The sequence below is a fragment of the Enterococcus sp. SB12 genome, assembly GCF_030910025.2.
In the GTDB taxonomy this organism is placed as follows: domain Bacteria; phylum Bacillota; class Bacilli; order Lactobacillales; family Enterococcaceae; genus Enterococcus_B; species Enterococcus_B faecium.
The window spans coordinates 625,021-641,850 of record NZ_CP175675.1; the positions used below are offsets into that span (position 1 = coordinate 625,021).

Here is a 16,830-nt window from a genome sequence, read left to right on the forward strand (position 1 = left end):
AATTTAATTATTTTAATAAAAGTATTGAAATTTTGTTTCTTTAGATATATACTCTAGTCATAGAAATGAAGACGGATACAGAAAAAGAGGGATAATATGTTTGGCTTTTCAATATTTATGAACGATTCTTTGTCAGAAGAGAAGAAACAGTATATACGCCAAATGGCATCCAATGGCTTTGTCGGTATTTTCACTTCCATGCATATACCAGAAGATGATGTTTCGGCATATCAAAAGCGATTGATCGAACTAGGAAGCGAAGCGAAAAAGAATAAACTAGAATTGATGGTCGATATTTCAGGAGAGGCATTGGAACGAGCGGGTTTTTCATTAGAAGATCTAACGCCTTTGAAAGCAATTGGTGTAACAGGTTTAAGAATGGATTATCATATTTCCAATCAGCAGATTGCCGACTGGTCACATCAATTGAAAATCAGTTTGAATGCTAGCACGATCACGCCTAAAGATATCGATGAATTGAAAGAAGCAGAAGCTGATTTCTCACAGATTGAAGCTTGGCATAATTATTATCCACGTCCCGAAACAGGGCTGGACAAAGAATGGTATCAGAAAAAAAATAAATGGCTCAAAATTCAAGGTCTCCTTGTCCAAGGTTTTGTACCAGGAGATACAGAGTTGAGAGGCCCACTATATCAAGGATTGCCAACTTTGGAAGAACATCGAGGGATCCATCCTCTTGCAGGCGCTCTAGATCTATTAGCAAGTAACACGGATATTGTTTACATCGGAGATGCAGGTCTGTCAGAAAACGTTCAGGAGCAATTTGCTTCTTTCCAAAAAGAACAGACAGTCTTGCTCCATACGGAACCTGTAGATGAAGAATTTTACGAATATATATTAGGGAAGCATACGAATCGGCAAGACGATGCAAGAGATGTCATACGAAGCGCAGATGCACGTTTTCGAGAGATTCCGCCTATCCCAGCAAGAAATACAGCTACGCGTATGAAAGGGTCTATTACTTTAGATAACGAAAAGTATTTGCGCTATATGGGTGAGATCCAATTAACCAAATATGATTTGCCAGCGGATGAAAAAGTGAATGTAGTAGCTAAAGTTATCAAAGAAGAGCTACCATTGATCAACCAAATCAAAGCTGGTATGAACTATCAATTTATAAGAAAAGAAGGAAGATAAAAATGAGCAAAATCAATTTAGAGAACCTAACAACGGAACGCAGAAACCAAGAAACTTTTGGATTAGATGAGATGAGTATTTCTCAAGCCGTTCAACTAATGAACAAAGAAGATCAGAAAGTGGCCGCTGCGGTTGAAAAAGAACTGACAAGTATCGAACCAGTGATTGCTAACACGATTGAGTCCTTTAAAAAAGGTGGACGTCTGATTTATATGGGAGCCGGAACAAGTGGAAGACTAGGTGTGTTAGATGCTGCTGAATGCATACCGACATTCGGTGTAGAACCGGAAATGGTCATAGGTCTAATTGCTGGTGGAGAAGAAGCAATGACTGTAGCTGTCGAAGGGGCCGAAGATTCTTATGAGCTAGGGCAAGAAGATCTAATCAAGCTGAATTTGACAAAAAATGATATAGTTATTGGTATCGCAGCTAGCGGTCGTACACCATATGTGATCGGTGGATTAGATTACGCAAAATCGATCGGTGCTGTCACAGGAACGATTTCTTGCAATAAACAAGCCGAAATCAGTAAACACGCGGATTTCCCAATCGAAGTCGATGCAGGTCCAGAATTTTTGACAGGCTCTACTCGATTGAAGTCAGGAACAGCACAAAAACTTATCTTGAATATGATTTCTACTATCAGTATGATTGGTATAGGTAAAGTATTCAATAACTTGATGGTCGATGTCAAACCAACAAATGAAAAACTAATCGAACGCTCAAAACGAATCATCATGCAAGCGACAGAAGCTGATTACGAAACAGCTGAAAAGTACTTTGAAGAAGCAGATCAAAATGTTAAGCTGGCTATCGTCATGATTTTGACAAATAGTGATAAAGAGGAAGCTCAAGCAAAATTAGCTGAAGCAAACGGATTTGTAAAAGGGACCTTATGAGGGGGAAAAGACCATGGCAAAAAACGAACTGACTTTGGAAGAACTGGCAAAACAAATTTATAAAGGGGCAGGCGGCATGGGCAATGTAGAAAGCATTGTCCACTGCATGACTCGTGTGCGTATGAATATCATCAATGATGATCTTGTAAATGTCTCTGAATTAAAAGCGATTCCAGGAGTGCTTGGTGTAGTAGAAGATGAACAGCTTCAAGTCATCATCGGACCTGGGAAAGTGAACAAAGTAGCACAGCAAATGGTTGATTTGGCAGGCGTGAAATTAGGAGAAAAACTTCCTTCTGTAAGTGCAGCTACAGCAAATTCATCAGCATCTGGAAAAGACCGTGTAAACGAACGGGCACAAGAAATGAAAGCGGCACAAAAATCGAAACAAAAACCATCTAAAATCAAATCGGTATTAAAAGACATTTCTAATATCTTTGTGCCAATGATTCCTGCATTTGTCGGTACTGGGATCGTGGCAGGGATTGCCGCAGTTTTAGCAAACTTAGTCACAGCCGGAACACTTGATGCAGCAACATGGCAACAATATATCGATGTGATGAACATCTTGAAAAACGGGATGTTTAGCTACCTAGTTATCTATACAGGTATCAATGCTGCACAAGTTTTTGGTGCAACACCAACTCTTGGTGGAGTTATCGGGGCCGTTGTGATGCTGACAGGGATGAATCCGGAAGCACCACTGAAAAATTTATTTACTGGTGAAGCTCTTGCAGCTGGACAAGGTGGGATCCTAGGTGTCATCTTCGCTGTTTGGCTATTGTCAATCGTTGAGAAAAAACTGCATAAAGTAGTACCTGATGCGGTAGATATCATCGTTACACCAACTCTTTCATTGATTGCCATCGGTCTGATTGAAATTTTCTTCATCATGCCTTTAGCAGGTTTCATTTCTGATGGCATGGTCGGTGGGATCAACTGGGTACTTGGCGTTGGTGGAGCATTTGCCGGCTTCGTTCTAGGCACATTATTCTTGCCGATGGTTATGTTCGGACTGCATCAAATTTTGACTCCAATCCATGTGCAAATGATTGATGAAACTGGTCGTACGCTATTGCTTCCAATTCTTGCGATGGCTGGTGCAGGACAAGTGGGTGCAGCATTGGCATTATGGATTCGCTGCAAAAAAGATAAAGAATTAACAGAAATGATCAAAGGAGCTTTACCAGTCGGGATCCTAGGAATCGGCGAACCATTGATTTACGGAGTAACATTACCTCTAGGACGCCCATTTATTACTGCTTGTATCGGTGGAGGTATCGGCGGGGCAGTGATCGGAATGATCGGAAATGTCGGGGCTATCGCTATTGGACCTTCAGGAGCCGCTTTGATCCCATTGATCTCTGACGGTAAATGGTTAGGCTACATCCTTGGATTATTGGCAGCTTATACTGGTGGCTTCGTTGCTACATTCTTCTTCGGTATTCCTAAAGACCGTTTAGAAAAAGAAGAATTAGCGACTGAAACAGCCACAGTAAATGAAGTGCCTGAAAAAGTAGTAACTCAAACTTCAGCTGAAAGTGTGACTATCCTCTCATCAGTTGCTGACGGAACAGTTGTTTCTTTAGATAAAGCAAGTGATCCAGTTTTTGCACAAAAGATGATGGGTGAAGGCTACTTTGTAGAACCAGAAAACGGACATATCTGTTCTCCAGTTACTGGGGTAGTCAGCTCTGTCTTCCCAACGAAACACGCTATTGGGATCACAACGCCAAATGGTTTAGAAATCTTGCTTCATATGGGAATCAACACAGTTGACTTAGGCGGTACGCCATTTGATGTGAAAGTAACAGAAGGGCAGCAAGTGACACCTGATACGCTTGTAGCAGAAGCTGACTTAGAAGCGATCAAAGCAGCAGGCAAAGAAACATCCATGATCGTCTTGGTAACCAATATGGATCGTGTAAAAAACTTTGTCTTGGAAAAAACAGGTAAAGCAAAAGCAAAAGCACCTGTGATGGATGTCAAAGCTTAATATGATAGAAACAATAGAAACGAAAGAAGAAGCTGAAATCTATTTTTCAGCTTCTTCTTTTTTATTATTTATTGTTTTCTGCTAAAATCTGATAAATTCGTGTCACATCAGATGGTGTTCCCCGTAATTCATAATCTGCCAAGAAAGGAAAGCCAAATGTTTGTGCATATTGTTTGGCTGTTAGACAATACTGATTATTGAAGTTTTTATTTCCGCTACCGACTACACCAAGACAAAGTTTATGATTGTCTTCATGTTCCAGATATTCACGCATCGTTTCGGTCAAGATTTCTGTATCACCGTTATCTAAACCATTTCCGCCGTCTAAATAAGTAGGAACGAAAGTAAAAAATGGTTCTGTTTCTTTCGTAAAATCACTATTTTCATGGATTTCTTTTAAAGTAACTTCAGGATTGACAGGATCTTCTGCATGCATTTTTTCAGCATATTCTGCTAGATGTTTGGCAAAGGCACGCGTATTTCCTGAAATCGATATATATAAAATGTTCATGGATCATCCTCCAATTCTTTCCTTTTAGTATAGCATCTTTTTTAAGTTTTTTGGTGGTGTAATTTGGAAAGGGACTAGGCGCTTTGCTTGTATAATGAGAAAAAAGCCGGTAGAATTATATTTCTATTAAAGTTTTTATTAATTAAGTAAAAATAAAAAAGGTTTGTTATACTTTTTGATAAAAGCGGTTTTATTTTGGAGGATGCTTACATGGATACAGAGCAACAGAAAAAAGGAATTGGTTTAATTCCACTTGCTGCCTTAGTAATTGGTTCAGCGATTGGAGGTGGCGTATTTGGTATTATGACGGACATCTCCGGATCGGCTGGCGGCCCAGCTATTTTCAGTTGGGTACTCGTAGGAACAGCAATGTTGATGCTCTCCTTGTCGATCAATAATATCAATAAAAAACGTCCAGATTTAAAAGGCGGGATCTTTAGTTACGCAGAAGAAGGTTTTGGCCGTTTCGCTGGTTTTATCAGCGGTTGGGGTTACTGGCTCACATGCTGGTTAGGCAACGTAGCTTTTGCAACATTGTTGATGAGCGCATTAGGATATTTCTTCCCAGTATTTGAAGGTGGGCAAAATCTGGCATCGATCGTGATGAGTACAGTCTTTTTATGGGGATATGCATGGCTAGTGAATCGGGGAGTCGAAAATGCTAGTTTCGTCAATGCTATCGTCACATTCTGTAAATTAGTGCCATTATTTTTATTTATTGTAGTAGCTATCAGCACGTTTTCGATCCAACAATTCATTGATAACTTTTCTAGCGACATTATATTGAATGCGAATGGACAGCCGATCCCGTTTTCCAGTCAAGTATTGAGTTGCATCATGGTGATGCTTTGGGTATTTGTTGGTATTGAAGGAGCCTCTGTCGTAGGTTCACGAGCAAAAAAACAATCAGATGTTGGGAAAGCAACGATTCTAGGGATATTCGGCTTGATTATTATTTACGTCTTGGTTTCCATGCTTCCATATGGGACAATGACGATGAATCAGCTGCAAACGATCAAGGCGCAGCCTGCTATGGGCTATGTGTTTGAAATGATGGTTGGTAAATGGGGAGCAGTCGTGATCAACGGCGGTTTGATCATTTCTTTAGTTGGTGTTTGGCTCTCATGGACGATCTTACCGATTGAAACAATGGGAAACATGGCTGAAGACGGACTTTTGCCTAAAGCATGGGGAAAACTCAACAAAAATGGGGCACCAACTTATGCTATCGTATTGACGACGTTATGTACGAATGTCTTTTTACTTTCATTATTATTCACTGACAGTGCTTATAACTTTGCTTACACACTTGGTACAGCAGCTATTTTCTTCACGTGGCTTTTCTTAGGATTGTACCAAATGAAACTTTCTTATCAGCGGAAAGAATGGGTCCAATTTTTAGTAGGGCTTTTAGCAAGTGCCTTTCAAGTATGGGCTATGCTAGTCGTAGCCTTTAATGAAGTAATGCTTGTTCTTGTTCTTTTCTTGCCAGGCATTTATTTTTACCTCAAAGCACGTAAGGAGCAAAACGAGCCTGTACAACATATCCACTTAGATAAGATTTTACTTATAGGTGTGACGATGGTCGGAGTGATTGCAATGGTTTTATTTGCCACTGGGATGATTCACGTATAGAAGTATAAAAGAAGTATAAAGAGAGGTTGTGAGCCTGTCGTTTATTCAAAAACATACTAGGAAAGGAGCTGTGACACAAATGTTGTCACAGCTCCTTTTTCAGAATAAACGGTGTTTAAGAGACAGCCAATCGGCAATAAGGCTGAACGTCTCTTTCACAACCTCTTTTTTGATGAGTCATCATACATTTTTTCGCTTAAATACGAGATATCCTAATGCTAAGAACAAAACGATGTAAGCTAAATTACCGAACAGCATTTGATTAGTAGAAAGATGAGTCAATTGCTTCATGATCTCTTCGTTTCCAATTTGGTTTTGCAGATTCAACATACTGATCGGATTCCATTTGATCCACTCCCATTTTTGGATGAGTGCGATAAGGATACCAGATATGATTGACGAAGCAAAATAAAAGACGATTCCTGCTGAGATGGATGCACCGGAACTATTGATAAAGCAAGCAATCATCAACACTAAACTTAAAATCAGCCATAAACCGATATAACTACCCAAAGTATAAGTGAACAAGCTTTGGATCAGTGTTTGACCAGTAGAAACCTTCTCCGTGAAGGAAATCGAAGGGAAAAGAATCAGTTTCATCAACACAGTGACAATAATAGCTAAAAGGTATAAATAAACAGAATAAATAACTAATGTGATCCATTTGCTTACTAATATTTCTCCTCGAGAATACTTTCGATAAAGGAGATTTTTCAATGTACCATATTGTGCTTCCATCGAAATGATCGTGCTTGCAGCTGCAATCATGATAAAGACAATCCAAGATGTGGCACTAAAAAGTTGAGCAGTCATTTCAACTGGATCAATGATCGTCGTGTATTTTTTGGCTAGAAGTGCTGTTCCTATGAGCAAAACAACTAATAGAACAGATAAAACAGCAGTTGACTTTTTCTTGATCAATTTAAATAATTCTTGTTTTACAAGCAATGTCATTTTTCTTCTTCCCCCTTTACTGAATCCAGAATTTCCAATAGAGAAGATTCCAAATCATTCGTCAGATGCTGGACGTCTGTCACATGGATATTTTCTGCAGACAATAACTGGATCACAGTTCCTAATAATTCTTCGTTTTCTTTTAGAAGCTTGATTTTATCAGAATCTTCCAAGGGATATCCAGCGTCTGTCAAGATCGTTCGAGCAGCTTGATCATTTGTTGTAGAGATAACGATGAAATCTTGCGCTGTTTGGTTCAATTCAGCCATTGTACATTGTTTGATGATCTTTCCTTGATTGATCAGGATCAGCTCATCGACCATTTTTTCAAGCTCGCTGAGTAAGTGACTGGAGATCAAGAAAGAGGTGCCCTGAGTAGCCAAGTCGGTAATGATTTTTCGCACATCTCTTGTTGCTTGTGGATCCAAACCGTTCATCGGCTCATCTAAAATAACTATAGACGGATGGTTCAGTAAGGCAAGAGCAATTCCCAATTTTTGTTTCATTCCCAACGAGTAGGATTTCGCTTTTTTGTGAATGTACTTTTCCATCTTGAGCTGATTCACGATAGTGTCGATAGCAGATACATCGTTGGTTTCAGAGAATAACTTCAGATGATCATAGCCTGTTAAGAATGGATAGATACCCGGGTATTCGATCAATGCTCCTACTTGTTCCAACCCTTTATGACTAGAGGGAGAAATCTCATTTTCACCAATACAGATTGTTCCATCTGAGTAATGGATCAGTCCTAAAATAGCTTTCATGATCGTTGTTTTTCCAGCGCCATTAGGACCTACTAATCCAACGATTTTGCCAGGGGATAAGCTAAAACTGACATCGCTGAGGGCTTGTTTGTGACCAAAGTTCTTGGATAATTCTTGGACCGAAAGACTTTTCAAAAATATTCACTCCTTTTCTATAGATAGTACAAGCATACACCTGATGAGTGGAGAAGTCGCTAGGTCATGAGTCTTATTTCTTATTTGTTCATAAAAAAATTGAATATTAAATAAAAAGGCTTATTTTTTCTGATCAGTACTTATTCCAAGTGTCTAGTGGCCGCTAGTAATCTTGATGCCAATGATACTGATGAGTAGCATCTCCACAAAGAACCAAGTGGAAAGATTCAGCTTATCATGAAACAAGACCACACCAATTATGACCGAACCAACTGCGCCAATCCCTGTCCAGATAGGATAAGAGAGACTCATCGGCAAACTTTTGATTGCCTTTGACAAAAAGTAAAAACTAGCAATCATTCCAATCACTGTGTAAAAAGAATAATTGATTTTAGAAAAACCATCACTCCATTTCATCATCGTTGACCAGAATACTTCCAAAATTCCTGCTATGATTAATTCCATCCATGCCATACTTACATTCCTCCTTAACTATAAAAAAATACACAAAAAGAGGAAAATCATCCCTTCAAAGACCTAATGGAATGATCATCCTCTTTATCCTACCCGGTGGCAGAACGTATATCTTTTTCTGTAGTATAGCACACCTATCCAGATATCGGCAATCTCATACTTTTTAGTAAAATGTACCAAGCATTGACGGATATATCGTTAGCGGAAAAGAAGATGAATGCTTTGCAATTTCATAGAAAGAAGTTGTTATTTATTAATCATTTAAAAAAAACAGTAACTAGACCTTATTTCTATATATTATCGGGCAATAAATTAAAAAAAGCTTTACCTTACAATAAGTAAGATAATTTTTGTGATAAAAAAATAACGAAAAATATTTAAAAATAGTGTCTATTTCGTGAGAAAACAACTATATTTTTTATGTGTTTTGCTTTATAATTAAAAAAATATTGTCATTTTATGGAGGAAAATATATGGAAAATTATCTTAGCCTTTTAGGCGTCTTGATTGTTATTCTCGGGTTTGCATTTAAATTAGACTCGATATTGATCGTAATGGTTGCTTTAATTGTTACAGCTTTGACTGGCGGTCTTGGCATTCAAGGAATGTTAGAACTTTTAGGTACAAGTTTTGTAAACAATCGCGGGATGGCGATTTTTATCATAATTATGTTGGCAACAGGAACGCTTGAAAGAAATGGTCTGAAAGAATCAGCGGCTTCCTTGATCAAGCGATTCAAGAAAGTATCTGCTGGTATGATTGTAGATATTTATGGGATCTTTCGAATGATCTTTGCGGCTTTTAACGTGAGTTTTGGTGGAGTTGCTGGATTTGTTCGTCCAATCATTTTACCGATGGCATTGGGGACCATCGAATCAAAAGGGTTAGAAGTCCATCCTAAGCATGAAGAAGAACTAAAAGGTATGGCTTCAGCTATGGAAAATGTCTGCTGGTTCTTTGGCCAAGTACTATTCATCGGAGGAGCAGGGGCGTTGCTAGTCCAATCAACACTGAAAGATCTAGGATATGACGTAACATTGGGACAGCTTGCTTTAGTGGAAGTTCCAGTGGCTATCACGGCTTTAGTTGTGGCAAGTGTCTACTTCTACCTTAAAGAAAAGAAATTAGCGAAGAAATATTATCCAGGAAAGGGGCAATAAGATGGACTTTTTTACAAATCCTGATATTTTATTAGGCGATAAATTACTGGAGATCCTTTATATCGTGATGGGACTCGTATTGATTTACACTGGAGTAAGAAATTTAACAGATAAAACCAATCCTCATCGTTATGGGTCAGCCTTTTTCTGGACGGTCTTAGGGGTAGTTATTGCAGGAGGAAGATGGCTTCCGGCAATCGTGAACGGTGGCTTGATCTTTGCGATGACCATACCAGCAATTGCTAAGAAAGTCAGCAAAGGAGAAAGCCGGCTTCCATCAAAAGAATATATGGAAAAAATGTCAGACAAACTAGGAATGAAAATCTTTATTCCAGCTTTGAGTATCGGTGTCTTTGCGATCTTGTTTGCTCTATTTACCAATTTAGGTGCTTTAGTCGGCGTGGGCGTCGGTGTTTTTGCAGCCATGCTAATCTTGATGTTCTTTTCTCGAGATAATCGACCAAGTACATTTTTAGATGATGCAGCAGATATGCTGGGCACAGTAGGGCCGTTAAGCATGTTGCCAATGCTTTTAGCTTCTCTAGGTGCGGTATTTACAAGCGCTGGAGTTGGGACAGTGATTTCCAATGCAGTAGGTACGATCGTTCCAGAAGGAAATGTGAACATCGGCATCATCATTTACGCTCTTGGCATGGTGATATTTACGGTAATCATGGGGAATGCATTTGCGGCCATCACCGTGATGACGGTTGGGATCGGTGCACCATTCGTATTTAGTCATGGAGCGAATCCAGCGTTAATAGGAATGGTTGCATTGACTTGCGGTTTTTGTGGGACCCTGCTGACACCGATGGCTGCTAACTTCAATATCGTGCCTGTAGCGATGCTGGAGATGAAAGACAAATACGGAGTGATCAAAAACCAGTTGTTTATTGCGTTATTTATGCTAGTTTTCCAAATTGCTTATATGATTCTATTTAAATAATAGAAGAGAAGGGTTGTGACAGAATAATTGTCGCAACCTCTTCTAACATTGTAGTGGAACACTATTTTTTATAAGAATATATTAAGTTTGATCTGTTATGTTATTTAAACTATTGTTTCCTTTATTTACGCTGTTCAAGGAAAATGGTATGATAAAAGATAACCATATGTTAAATCAATCGGACGGAGGAACAACAGATGAAAGTACTAGTAACAGGTTTTGATCCATTTGGTGGGGACAAAGTGAATCCAGCCTATGAAGCAGTAAAAAAAATGCCAGATGAAATCAGCGGTGCTGAAATCATCAAAGTGGAAGTACCGACCGTATTCGAAAAAAGCAGTCAAGTAGTCAAAGAAGCCATCCAACAGCACCAACCAGATGTCGTGATCTGTGTCGGACAAGCAGGTGGGCGGTCAGCAGTCTCGTTCGAACGTGTCGCAATCAATCTAGCAGAAGCAAGAATCCCTGATAATGAAGGAAATCAGCCATTCGATACGGCTTTAGAAGAAAACGGTCCAGCCGCTTACTTTACCTCATTGCCAATCAAAGCAATGACAAAAAATGTACAAGATCATGGTCTACCAGCGTACATCTCTTATACAGCAGGAACATTTGTCTGCAATGATATCATGTATCGTTTGCTTCATTTGATCGAAACACAATTCCCGGCAATTCGAGGTGGGTTCATCCACGTGCCATTCTCACCCGATCAAGTGATCGATCGTCCAGTGGGTACGCCTTCTATGTCTTTAGAAGACATTGCTTCTTCTTTGACTTATGCAGTTGAAGCAGCAGTAGAAAATAAAGAAGATATTTCCGGAAATGCCGGAACAACTCACTAATTTAGCAAGAAACACTGGCTGGTTGCTAACGTTATGTTAGTAGCCAGCTTTTTGTAATTAGAAAGGAAAGAAACAGCCGTGGAAGAATGGCAATCCGTCTTTGAAGAATGGTTTCCAAAAGAAATCAGCAAAAGCTATCCCATCAAAATTTCTAAACAATACACAAGCAGTCAACGTTGGGAGATCTATGCAAAATTAACGAAAAAACAGCGGGAACTAGTCGATAAGCACCGCCGATATCTAATCAGCTCTCGTTTTATGGAAGAACATTATTTAGCTGCAACAGATTGGGTGTTTTCTGACTTCAAGATCAATCCGTTTTTTCGAACAAAACGAAGCCAGCAAAAATTGTATTGTGAGTGTGGTAGAGAATTAAAAGTGCAATACATCGTTAAATCGCCAAAAACCGGAAAGATCCTAAAACTAGGCATCAACCACTTTGCCGATCACCTGCATGTCTCTCCGACAGTGGCAGCTTCGATCCATCAGGGAATGACAAAAGTTGATCTGGCCTTAGACGAATTATTATGGCTTAAGCAGAAGAATATCGATTTTCCTGAAGGACTATGGCAAAAATACTGTTTTGTCTTGTACCAAAATCGTCGGATGAAACAGCCATATTTACCGCATATAAAATTAGCTCAGCGGCTCGCAGAATTTCGCCAAGTAGAAATGCCGATTTACATAGCGGATTATCAAGCATTGGAAAATGAAATCAAGAAAATAAGTGAACACATCAATGGGCAGCCAAAAAAGCGACAGATAAAAAAAGAACTATTTGACGACTTTGCAGAAGAATTAGTAAAGGATGTAGAAGAATTCTTGACCAACTATCGCGCATTTTTACGTAAAGATTGGCAATCCATCGTATATGAAGAAGTGCCAGTACATCCTAATGCTTATTTTGAAACATTTATTTCTGTGTTGAGAAAGACAAAACGTCAACGAACACCAGAAGTCACTGCTCAGATGGAATATTTTGCGAAAAACCAACGATTCATCCAACCAAAAATCTATCTATTTATTTGGAAGCAATATTGTCGCTATGGTTTTACAGAAGGGTTCTTCGACAGCATTCCTCGGATAGTCAGAAATGGTTTTTTAAAAGTATTGCGTAAAGAACGAGAAGCTATACAATCTGCTGATAAGAAAGACCGTACAGTCTCAAAAGAAAAATGGCAACTAGTAGTGAAAGATATCCAATCTGGAAATGTGCAAGAGACAATCGACAAATGGAAAGGAAAACATTATCGTTTTACTGAAGCTCAGAAACAAGCGTTGGAATATTATCAGAAGTTAGAAGAATCACTGCGTTTCAATGATGAGGCAAGAAAGTATCTGAAGGAATTACTATAAAAAATAGAGGCTGGGACAGAAGCGTTTAACTCCAAGAAATAAGAAGGAATTCACGAAAATTGCTTTTCGAATTTTTGTGAATTTCAGCTTATTTCCGAAGGAGTTGCTTCTGCTTCCGCCGTTTATACGTGTTTAGAGCGTGAGACAAAAGTGTTCTTTACTTTTGTCCCACGCTCAGTTTTTTTATGCGTGTTGTTGTGCGTTGTAGTATTCTTCTTCCATTTTTTGCATACGTTCACGTTCTTTTTGGTTATACCAAGGTGAAACGGTAAATGCAAGGACATCATTCAGCAAGTAAACAGAGCTGTTCACGAACATCGCCAAACTTGCAGATCCATGCGTAAATGAAATATACCAAAGGACCATTTGAGCAAGCCCTGAAGCTAACCACCAGTAATATTGGTTGTTGTAACGCAAGAAACTGATGATACCAGCAGTCAAGCTAATAGAAAAAGCAATGGCATCTACCCACGGCCGAGGATCATCTGTATAACGACCAATCAGGAATCCTGAAACAAGATAGACAAGGAAAGTACTGATGATTGCGATAAACCAGCTTTTTCCAGTGAATTTTCGGATTTTTGAAGCCATATTATGATTCCATTCTTTACTTAACAATACGGGGATATCCAATGTGATCATATAAGCAATCTGTTCACCGATACTTAAATAGTTCTTTGCTGAGAATCCAACGATAATAAAACAAATCGCAGACAAAATACCTAAAATACCGTTGACTGATTTTGCCGCATTGATGGATAAAATACACAATACACCAAGCGTGGTACCGATAAATGTAATAACGGCCAGCCAAGTGATGGGACTATTGACAAGAGTCATGACCTGACAGCCAAGACTGAAAAAGAAAAGATAATAATTTTGTTGCGGCCAGCCTTTTAGCTGATGAGCTAAAAACTGAAAATATGACTTCATGTATGAGGACTCCTTAAGACACTAAATGTAGTGTGTTCTGTATTTACTAACACAATCTATTGTATGCCTTTCTTAAAAAAAAACTAGTCTTTCAATTATAAATAATTTGTGTTACGATAATTTTCTGTTTGTTTTCTTGAAAATATAATTTCTTACTTTCATTTATTATATTGGGAACAGGAAGAGTGTCTTGGAGGACCTACTTTCTGTTTTTTTTTGCCTTTTTTCTTAATAAAAAGGAAAAACAGCTATTTTTTTCAATCTGACACATTTACAATGGAACTGGAGATTAATATAGATCCGAGCTTAAACGAAGAATAGGAGTGCTCATATGAACCTTACAACGATCCATCATATAGCCATCATTGTTTCAGATTATCAGAAATCACGTGATTTTTATGTTAATAAATTAGGATTTGAAGTAATCAGAGAAAATTACCGCAAAGAACGAGATGACTATAAATTAGATCTGAAACTAGGAAGTGCTGAATTGGAGATTTTTGGAATTGCTAATGCACCACAACGACCAAACTATCCAGAAGCTTGTGGCTTGCGTCATCTTGCTTTCAAAGTAGACGATATTGAAGAAACAATTGCAGAATTGCAGTCCTTAGGGATCGAATCAGAACCGATTAGAGAAGATACCTTTACAGGAAAAAAAATGACGTTTTTCTTTGATCCAGACGGATTGCCATTAGAATTGCACGAATAAAGATAACAAAATTGTCACTTTTTTTTCGTTTCATTCGATTTTTCATTCGTTCATTTCTTGATATTCTTTAAAAAAAAGAAACAGGAGAATGAAGAATGAAAAAAATGATGTTTGGTGTTGCTGCCCTCATCGTAATAGGGATTACCGGTATGACGGGACTGCTCAATGCCGCTTTTCACATGGATGATATTAGTGACCAGGAATATCGGATCTCATTGAAAAAAGCAGCAGCAATTGTAAAAAACGAAACAAAAGAACATAACATATCTGCTATTCATTTTGCAGTTGAAAAAGATTTGGAGAATCCTACGAATGCAACATATGAATACCAGTTTTTTTGTGAAGGACAAGTCATAGCAGTCAATCCATCCACTGGGAAAACAACCGTACGAAATGACACGGAAAAGGCCGCAGAACATCTTTTTGATATAGAAAAAACGGAAGAGTTCAAACAACCGCAAGCAGCGATGAAGGAAGCAGTCAGCTACTACGGGAAAAAAGCAAAAGTGAAAGAGTGGACACTTCTAGTCAAAGATGAACGTCCTTATTATAAAGTCCGATTAATAGATGGAGAACAGGACCGTCAGGTATGGATATCTGCATAGAAGAAGGATATTGCTTCTCTTTTTTACAATATAAGAGTAAGCTAAGAGAGTAAAGATGAAAGGAAGTTGAGATAACATGGAAAAAATGAAATGCCCTAATTGCGGAAAAAAATTTGCATACGAAGAAGTCAATAATGTAGTCGAACATAATGATAAAGAAATGCCAGTCGTCTGCCCTTATTGCCGAACTGAAGCGGCAAGAATCGTTACTCATGGTTATTTCATTACTGAAAAGATTGAAGATTTTTTAAAATAACGATTTTGCGATTTCTTTTTCTGCATGTTAGAATGGCGAAAAGGAGAGGAAACTATGATTCGTTTTGCGAGAAAAGAAGATGCTCCAGAAATCGCCCCATTGATCTTAGTGATTCTAAAAGATATGGAACTGCCATTTTTGAAGCAGACAGGGGAACAAAAGACTTTAGAGATTTTAGAAGAAGCAATCACTGATCCAAATTATCGTTACAGTTATTCACGAGGTATCGTAGAAGAAATAGACGGTAAAGTTGCAGGAGTTGCTTACGGTTATACAGATGAAGAAGAATCAATCATCGATCAGCCACTGGTACCTATCTTAGAGAAATATCAGCTAGATTCGTCTACACGTTTGTTCATTGATAAAGAAACGTTTCCCAACGAATGGTATTTGGACTCTATCAGTGTATCAGAAGATTTTAGAGGACAAGGCATCGGTTCGCGATTATTAGAAGCATTACCTAAATTGGCGAAGAAAGCTAATCGCTCCGTCATCGGTCTAAGTGTGGATGAAAAAAATCCAAAGGCTAAAAAATTATACGAACGCCATGACTTCAAAGTTGTCGGTCAGCGGATGATCAGTGGTCATCTTTATGATCATATGCAAAAGAAATTAAATTGATTTAAATTGTCAAATAGTGAAAAAATAATAATGGTGTAAAGAAGAATGAACGTTACTAAAAATTGAATAGGTTTTAATAAGGTTGTGACAGAAGTGGTCAGCTTCAAGAAATAAGAAGGAATTTACGAAAATTGCTTCTCAAATTTTTGTAAAATTTCGGCTTATTTCCGAAGAAACTGGCTTTTGAACACCGTTTATTCGAAATAAAGGACTGTGACATGATTTTTGTCACAGTCCTATTTGCTATCCGTTGTAAAACTATATTCGACTCCGAATGAATCTTTCAATCTTGTTTGGTTATCAGCTGCCCATGTAAATTCCTTTTTGTAATCTTTTCCGATTAGATAAGTTTTTTTATTATCAGAATCGATTTCCACTCTTCCATTTTTGACTTTCCTGTTGAAACTTTGCAGTAACTCTGGATTTTCAGTAGAAATAGTTTCGGAAGGAAAGTCTTCTTTAATCATTTCAGCCAGTAACAGTCGATCGGTTTCGCTTAACAATTTTGTTGGAGAGGTATTTAAATTTATATTTTGTTTAAATTCTTTACTGATTTCTAAATACCCATTATCTAAAATATAAGTTCCTCTAGTTTGTAAGGTTCCATTAGCTGTAATTTGTTCTATTGTGACATGAGTTATTTTATTGTAATTCGAATTGCAACCGCTGATTATGAATAATAATAACAAATTCGATGTATAAATAGTTCTTTTTAATAACTTTTTTTTCATGTGTCCCTCTCCTTTACCTTCTTTTTTTTTGATATTTTACCATATTTGCGAAAAAATAGTAATATAATTGGAGTTTTGTTTAGTATGCATAAAAATTCAATGTATAATGAAAGTGTAAAAATATAAATGGAGGTTTTTT

18 protein-coding genes are annotated in these 16,830 nt (G+C 38.0%); 12 read left to right on the forward strand and 6 right to left on the reverse strand.

The features are described from left to right. Positions 1-96: 96 nt before the first annotated feature. Genes RBL01_RS02985 through RBL01_RS02995 form a run of 3 tightly spaced genes read left to right on the forward strand, consistent with a single transcriptional unit; the run spans position 97 to position 4,053 of the window. Positions 97-1,158 (forward strand): DUF871 domain-containing protein, encoded by a 1,062-nt coding sequence (locus tag RBL01_RS02985; protein ID WP_002327704.1) that lies wholly within the window; start codon positions 97-99, stop codon positions 1,156-1,158. Between the two features lie 2 nt (positions 1,159-1,160). After that, positions 1,161-2,057 (forward strand): N-acetylmuramic acid 6-phosphate etherase, encoded by an 897-nt coding sequence (gene murQ / locus RBL01_RS02990; protein WP_307780855.1) that lies wholly within the window; start codon positions 1,161-1,163, stop codon positions 2,055-2,057. A gap of 13 nt (positions 2,058-2,070) precedes the next feature. After that, a complete protein-coding gene (locus tag RBL01_RS02995) occupies positions 2,071-4,053 on the forward strand; it encodes a glucose PTS transporter subunit IIA (protein WP_307780854.1) in 1,983 nt (660 codons plus the stop codon). Between the two features lie 64 nt (positions 4,054-4,117). Here the strand turns inward: RBL01_RS02995 and nrdI are convergent, their stop codons facing one another. After that, entirely contained in the window at positions 4,118-4,564 is a 447-nt protein-coding gene (nrdI, locus tag RBL01_RS03000; protein ID WP_002287091.1) for a class Ib ribonucleoside-diphosphate reductase assembly flavoprotein NrdI, read from the reverse strand. Positions 4,565-4,774: 210 nt separating this feature from the next. Between nrdI and RBL01_RS03005 the strand changes: the two genes are divergently transcribed. Next, a complete protein-coding gene (locus RBL01_RS03005) occupies positions 4,775-6,199 on the forward strand; it encodes a basic amino acid/polyamine antiporter (protein WP_002327706.1) in 1,425 nt (474 codons plus the stop codon). Between the two features lie 180 nt (positions 6,200-6,379). Here RBL01_RS03005 and RBL01_RS03010 read toward each other — a convergent pair whose 3' ends face one another. The 3 genes from RBL01_RS03010 to RBL01_RS03020 all read right to left on the reverse strand — a co-directional run bounded on the left by RBL01_RS03010 (position 6,380) and on the right by RBL01_RS03020 (position 8,529). Continuing rightward, positions 6,380-7,153 carry an ABC transporter permease subunit gene (locus tag RBL01_RS03010; RefSeq protein WP_002287088.1) on the reverse strand — a complete coding sequence of 258 codons (774 nt, stop codon included), beginning with the start codon at positions 7,151-7,153 and terminating at the stop codon, positions 6,380-6,382. Further along, the gene (locus RBL01_RS03015) at positions 7,150-8,055 is read right to left on the reverse strand and encodes an ABC transporter ATP-binding protein (RefSeq protein ID WP_002327707.1); all 906 of its coding nucleotides are present in this window, start codon (positions 8,053-8,055) and stop codon (positions 7,150-7,152) included. Before RBL01_RS03015 ends, RBL01_RS03010 begins: the two co-directional genes overlap by 4 nt. A gap of 153 nt (positions 8,056-8,208) precedes the next feature. After that, positions 8,209-8,529 (reverse strand): DMT family transporter, encoded by a 321-nt coding sequence (locus RBL01_RS03020; protein ID WP_270748218.1) that lies wholly within the window; start codon positions 8,527-8,529, stop codon positions 8,209-8,211. A gap of 473 nt (positions 8,530-9,002) precedes the next feature. Between RBL01_RS03020 and RBL01_RS03025 the strand changes: the two genes are divergently transcribed. The 4 genes from RBL01_RS03025 to RBL01_RS03040 all read left to right on the forward strand — a co-directional run bounded on the left by RBL01_RS03025 (position 9,003) and on the right by RBL01_RS03040 (position 12,833). Then, on the forward strand, positions 9,003-9,689 hold the full coding sequence (locus RBL01_RS03025; protein ID WP_002327708.1) for a DUF969 domain-containing protein: 687 nt from the start codon (positions 9,003-9,005) through the stop codon (positions 9,687-9,689). Position 9,690: 1 nt separating this feature from the next. Then, positions 9,691-10,635: a DUF979 domain-containing protein gene (locus tag RBL01_RS03030; RefSeq protein WP_002287082.1), complete on the forward strand. Its 945-nt coding sequence runs from the start codon at positions 9,691-9,693 to the stop codon at positions 10,633-10,635. A 197-nt stretch (positions 10,636-10,832) separates the two neighbouring features. Further along, complete coding sequence (gene pcp, locus RBL01_RS03035) at positions 10,833-11,477, forward strand: pyroglutamyl-peptidase I (protein WP_002287081.1); 645 nt, start codon at positions 10,833-10,835, stop codon at positions 11,475-11,477. A gap of 78 nt (positions 11,478-11,555) precedes the next feature. After that, on the forward strand, positions 11,556-12,833 hold the full coding sequence (locus tag RBL01_RS03040) for a hypothetical protein (protein WP_002327709.1): 1,278 nt from the start codon (positions 11,556-11,558) through the stop codon (positions 12,831-12,833). 183 nt (positions 12,834-13,016) lie between these two features. Here the strand turns inward: RBL01_RS03040 and pnuC are convergent, their stop codons facing one another. Further along, a complete protein-coding gene (pnuC, locus tag RBL01_RS03045) occupies positions 13,017-13,766 on the reverse strand; it encodes a nicotinamide riboside transporter PnuC (protein WP_002299958.1) in 750 nt (249 codons plus the stop codon). A gap of 331 nt (positions 13,767-14,097) precedes the next feature. Between pnuC and RBL01_RS03050 the strand changes: the two genes are divergently transcribed. The 4 genes from RBL01_RS03050 (at position 14,098) to RBL01_RS03065 (ending at position 15,960) form a co-directional block, all read left to right on the forward strand. Beyond that, on the forward strand, positions 14,098-14,478 hold the full coding sequence (locus RBL01_RS03050; protein ID WP_002287076.1) for a VOC family protein: 381 nt from the start codon (positions 14,098-14,100) through the stop codon (positions 14,476-14,478). A gap of 95 nt (positions 14,479-14,573) precedes the next feature. Next, positions 14,574-15,083 (forward strand): hypothetical protein, encoded by a 510-nt coding sequence (locus tag RBL01_RS03055; protein ID WP_002287075.1) that lies wholly within the window; start codon positions 14,574-14,576, stop codon positions 15,081-15,083. 76 nt (positions 15,084-15,159) lie between these two features. Beyond that, positions 15,160-15,339 (forward strand): hypothetical protein, encoded by a 180-nt coding sequence (locus RBL01_RS03060; RefSeq protein WP_002291570.1) that lies wholly within the window; start codon positions 15,160-15,162, stop codon positions 15,337-15,339. 54 nt (positions 15,340-15,393) lie between these two features. Further along, positions 15,394-15,960, forward strand: coding sequence for an N-acetyltransferase (locus tag RBL01_RS03065; RefSeq protein WP_307780853.1), 567 nt, complete (start codon positions 15,394-15,396; stop codon positions 15,958-15,960). A 236-nt stretch (positions 15,961-16,196) separates the two neighbouring features. Here RBL01_RS03065 and RBL01_RS03070 read toward each other — a convergent pair whose 3' ends face one another. Next, positions 16,197-16,691, reverse strand: a complete 495-nt coding sequence (locus RBL01_RS03070) for a hypothetical protein (RefSeq protein WP_002327711.1) — start codon at positions 16,689-16,691, stop codon at positions 16,197-16,199. Positions 16,692-16,830 lie beyond the last annotated feature (139 nt).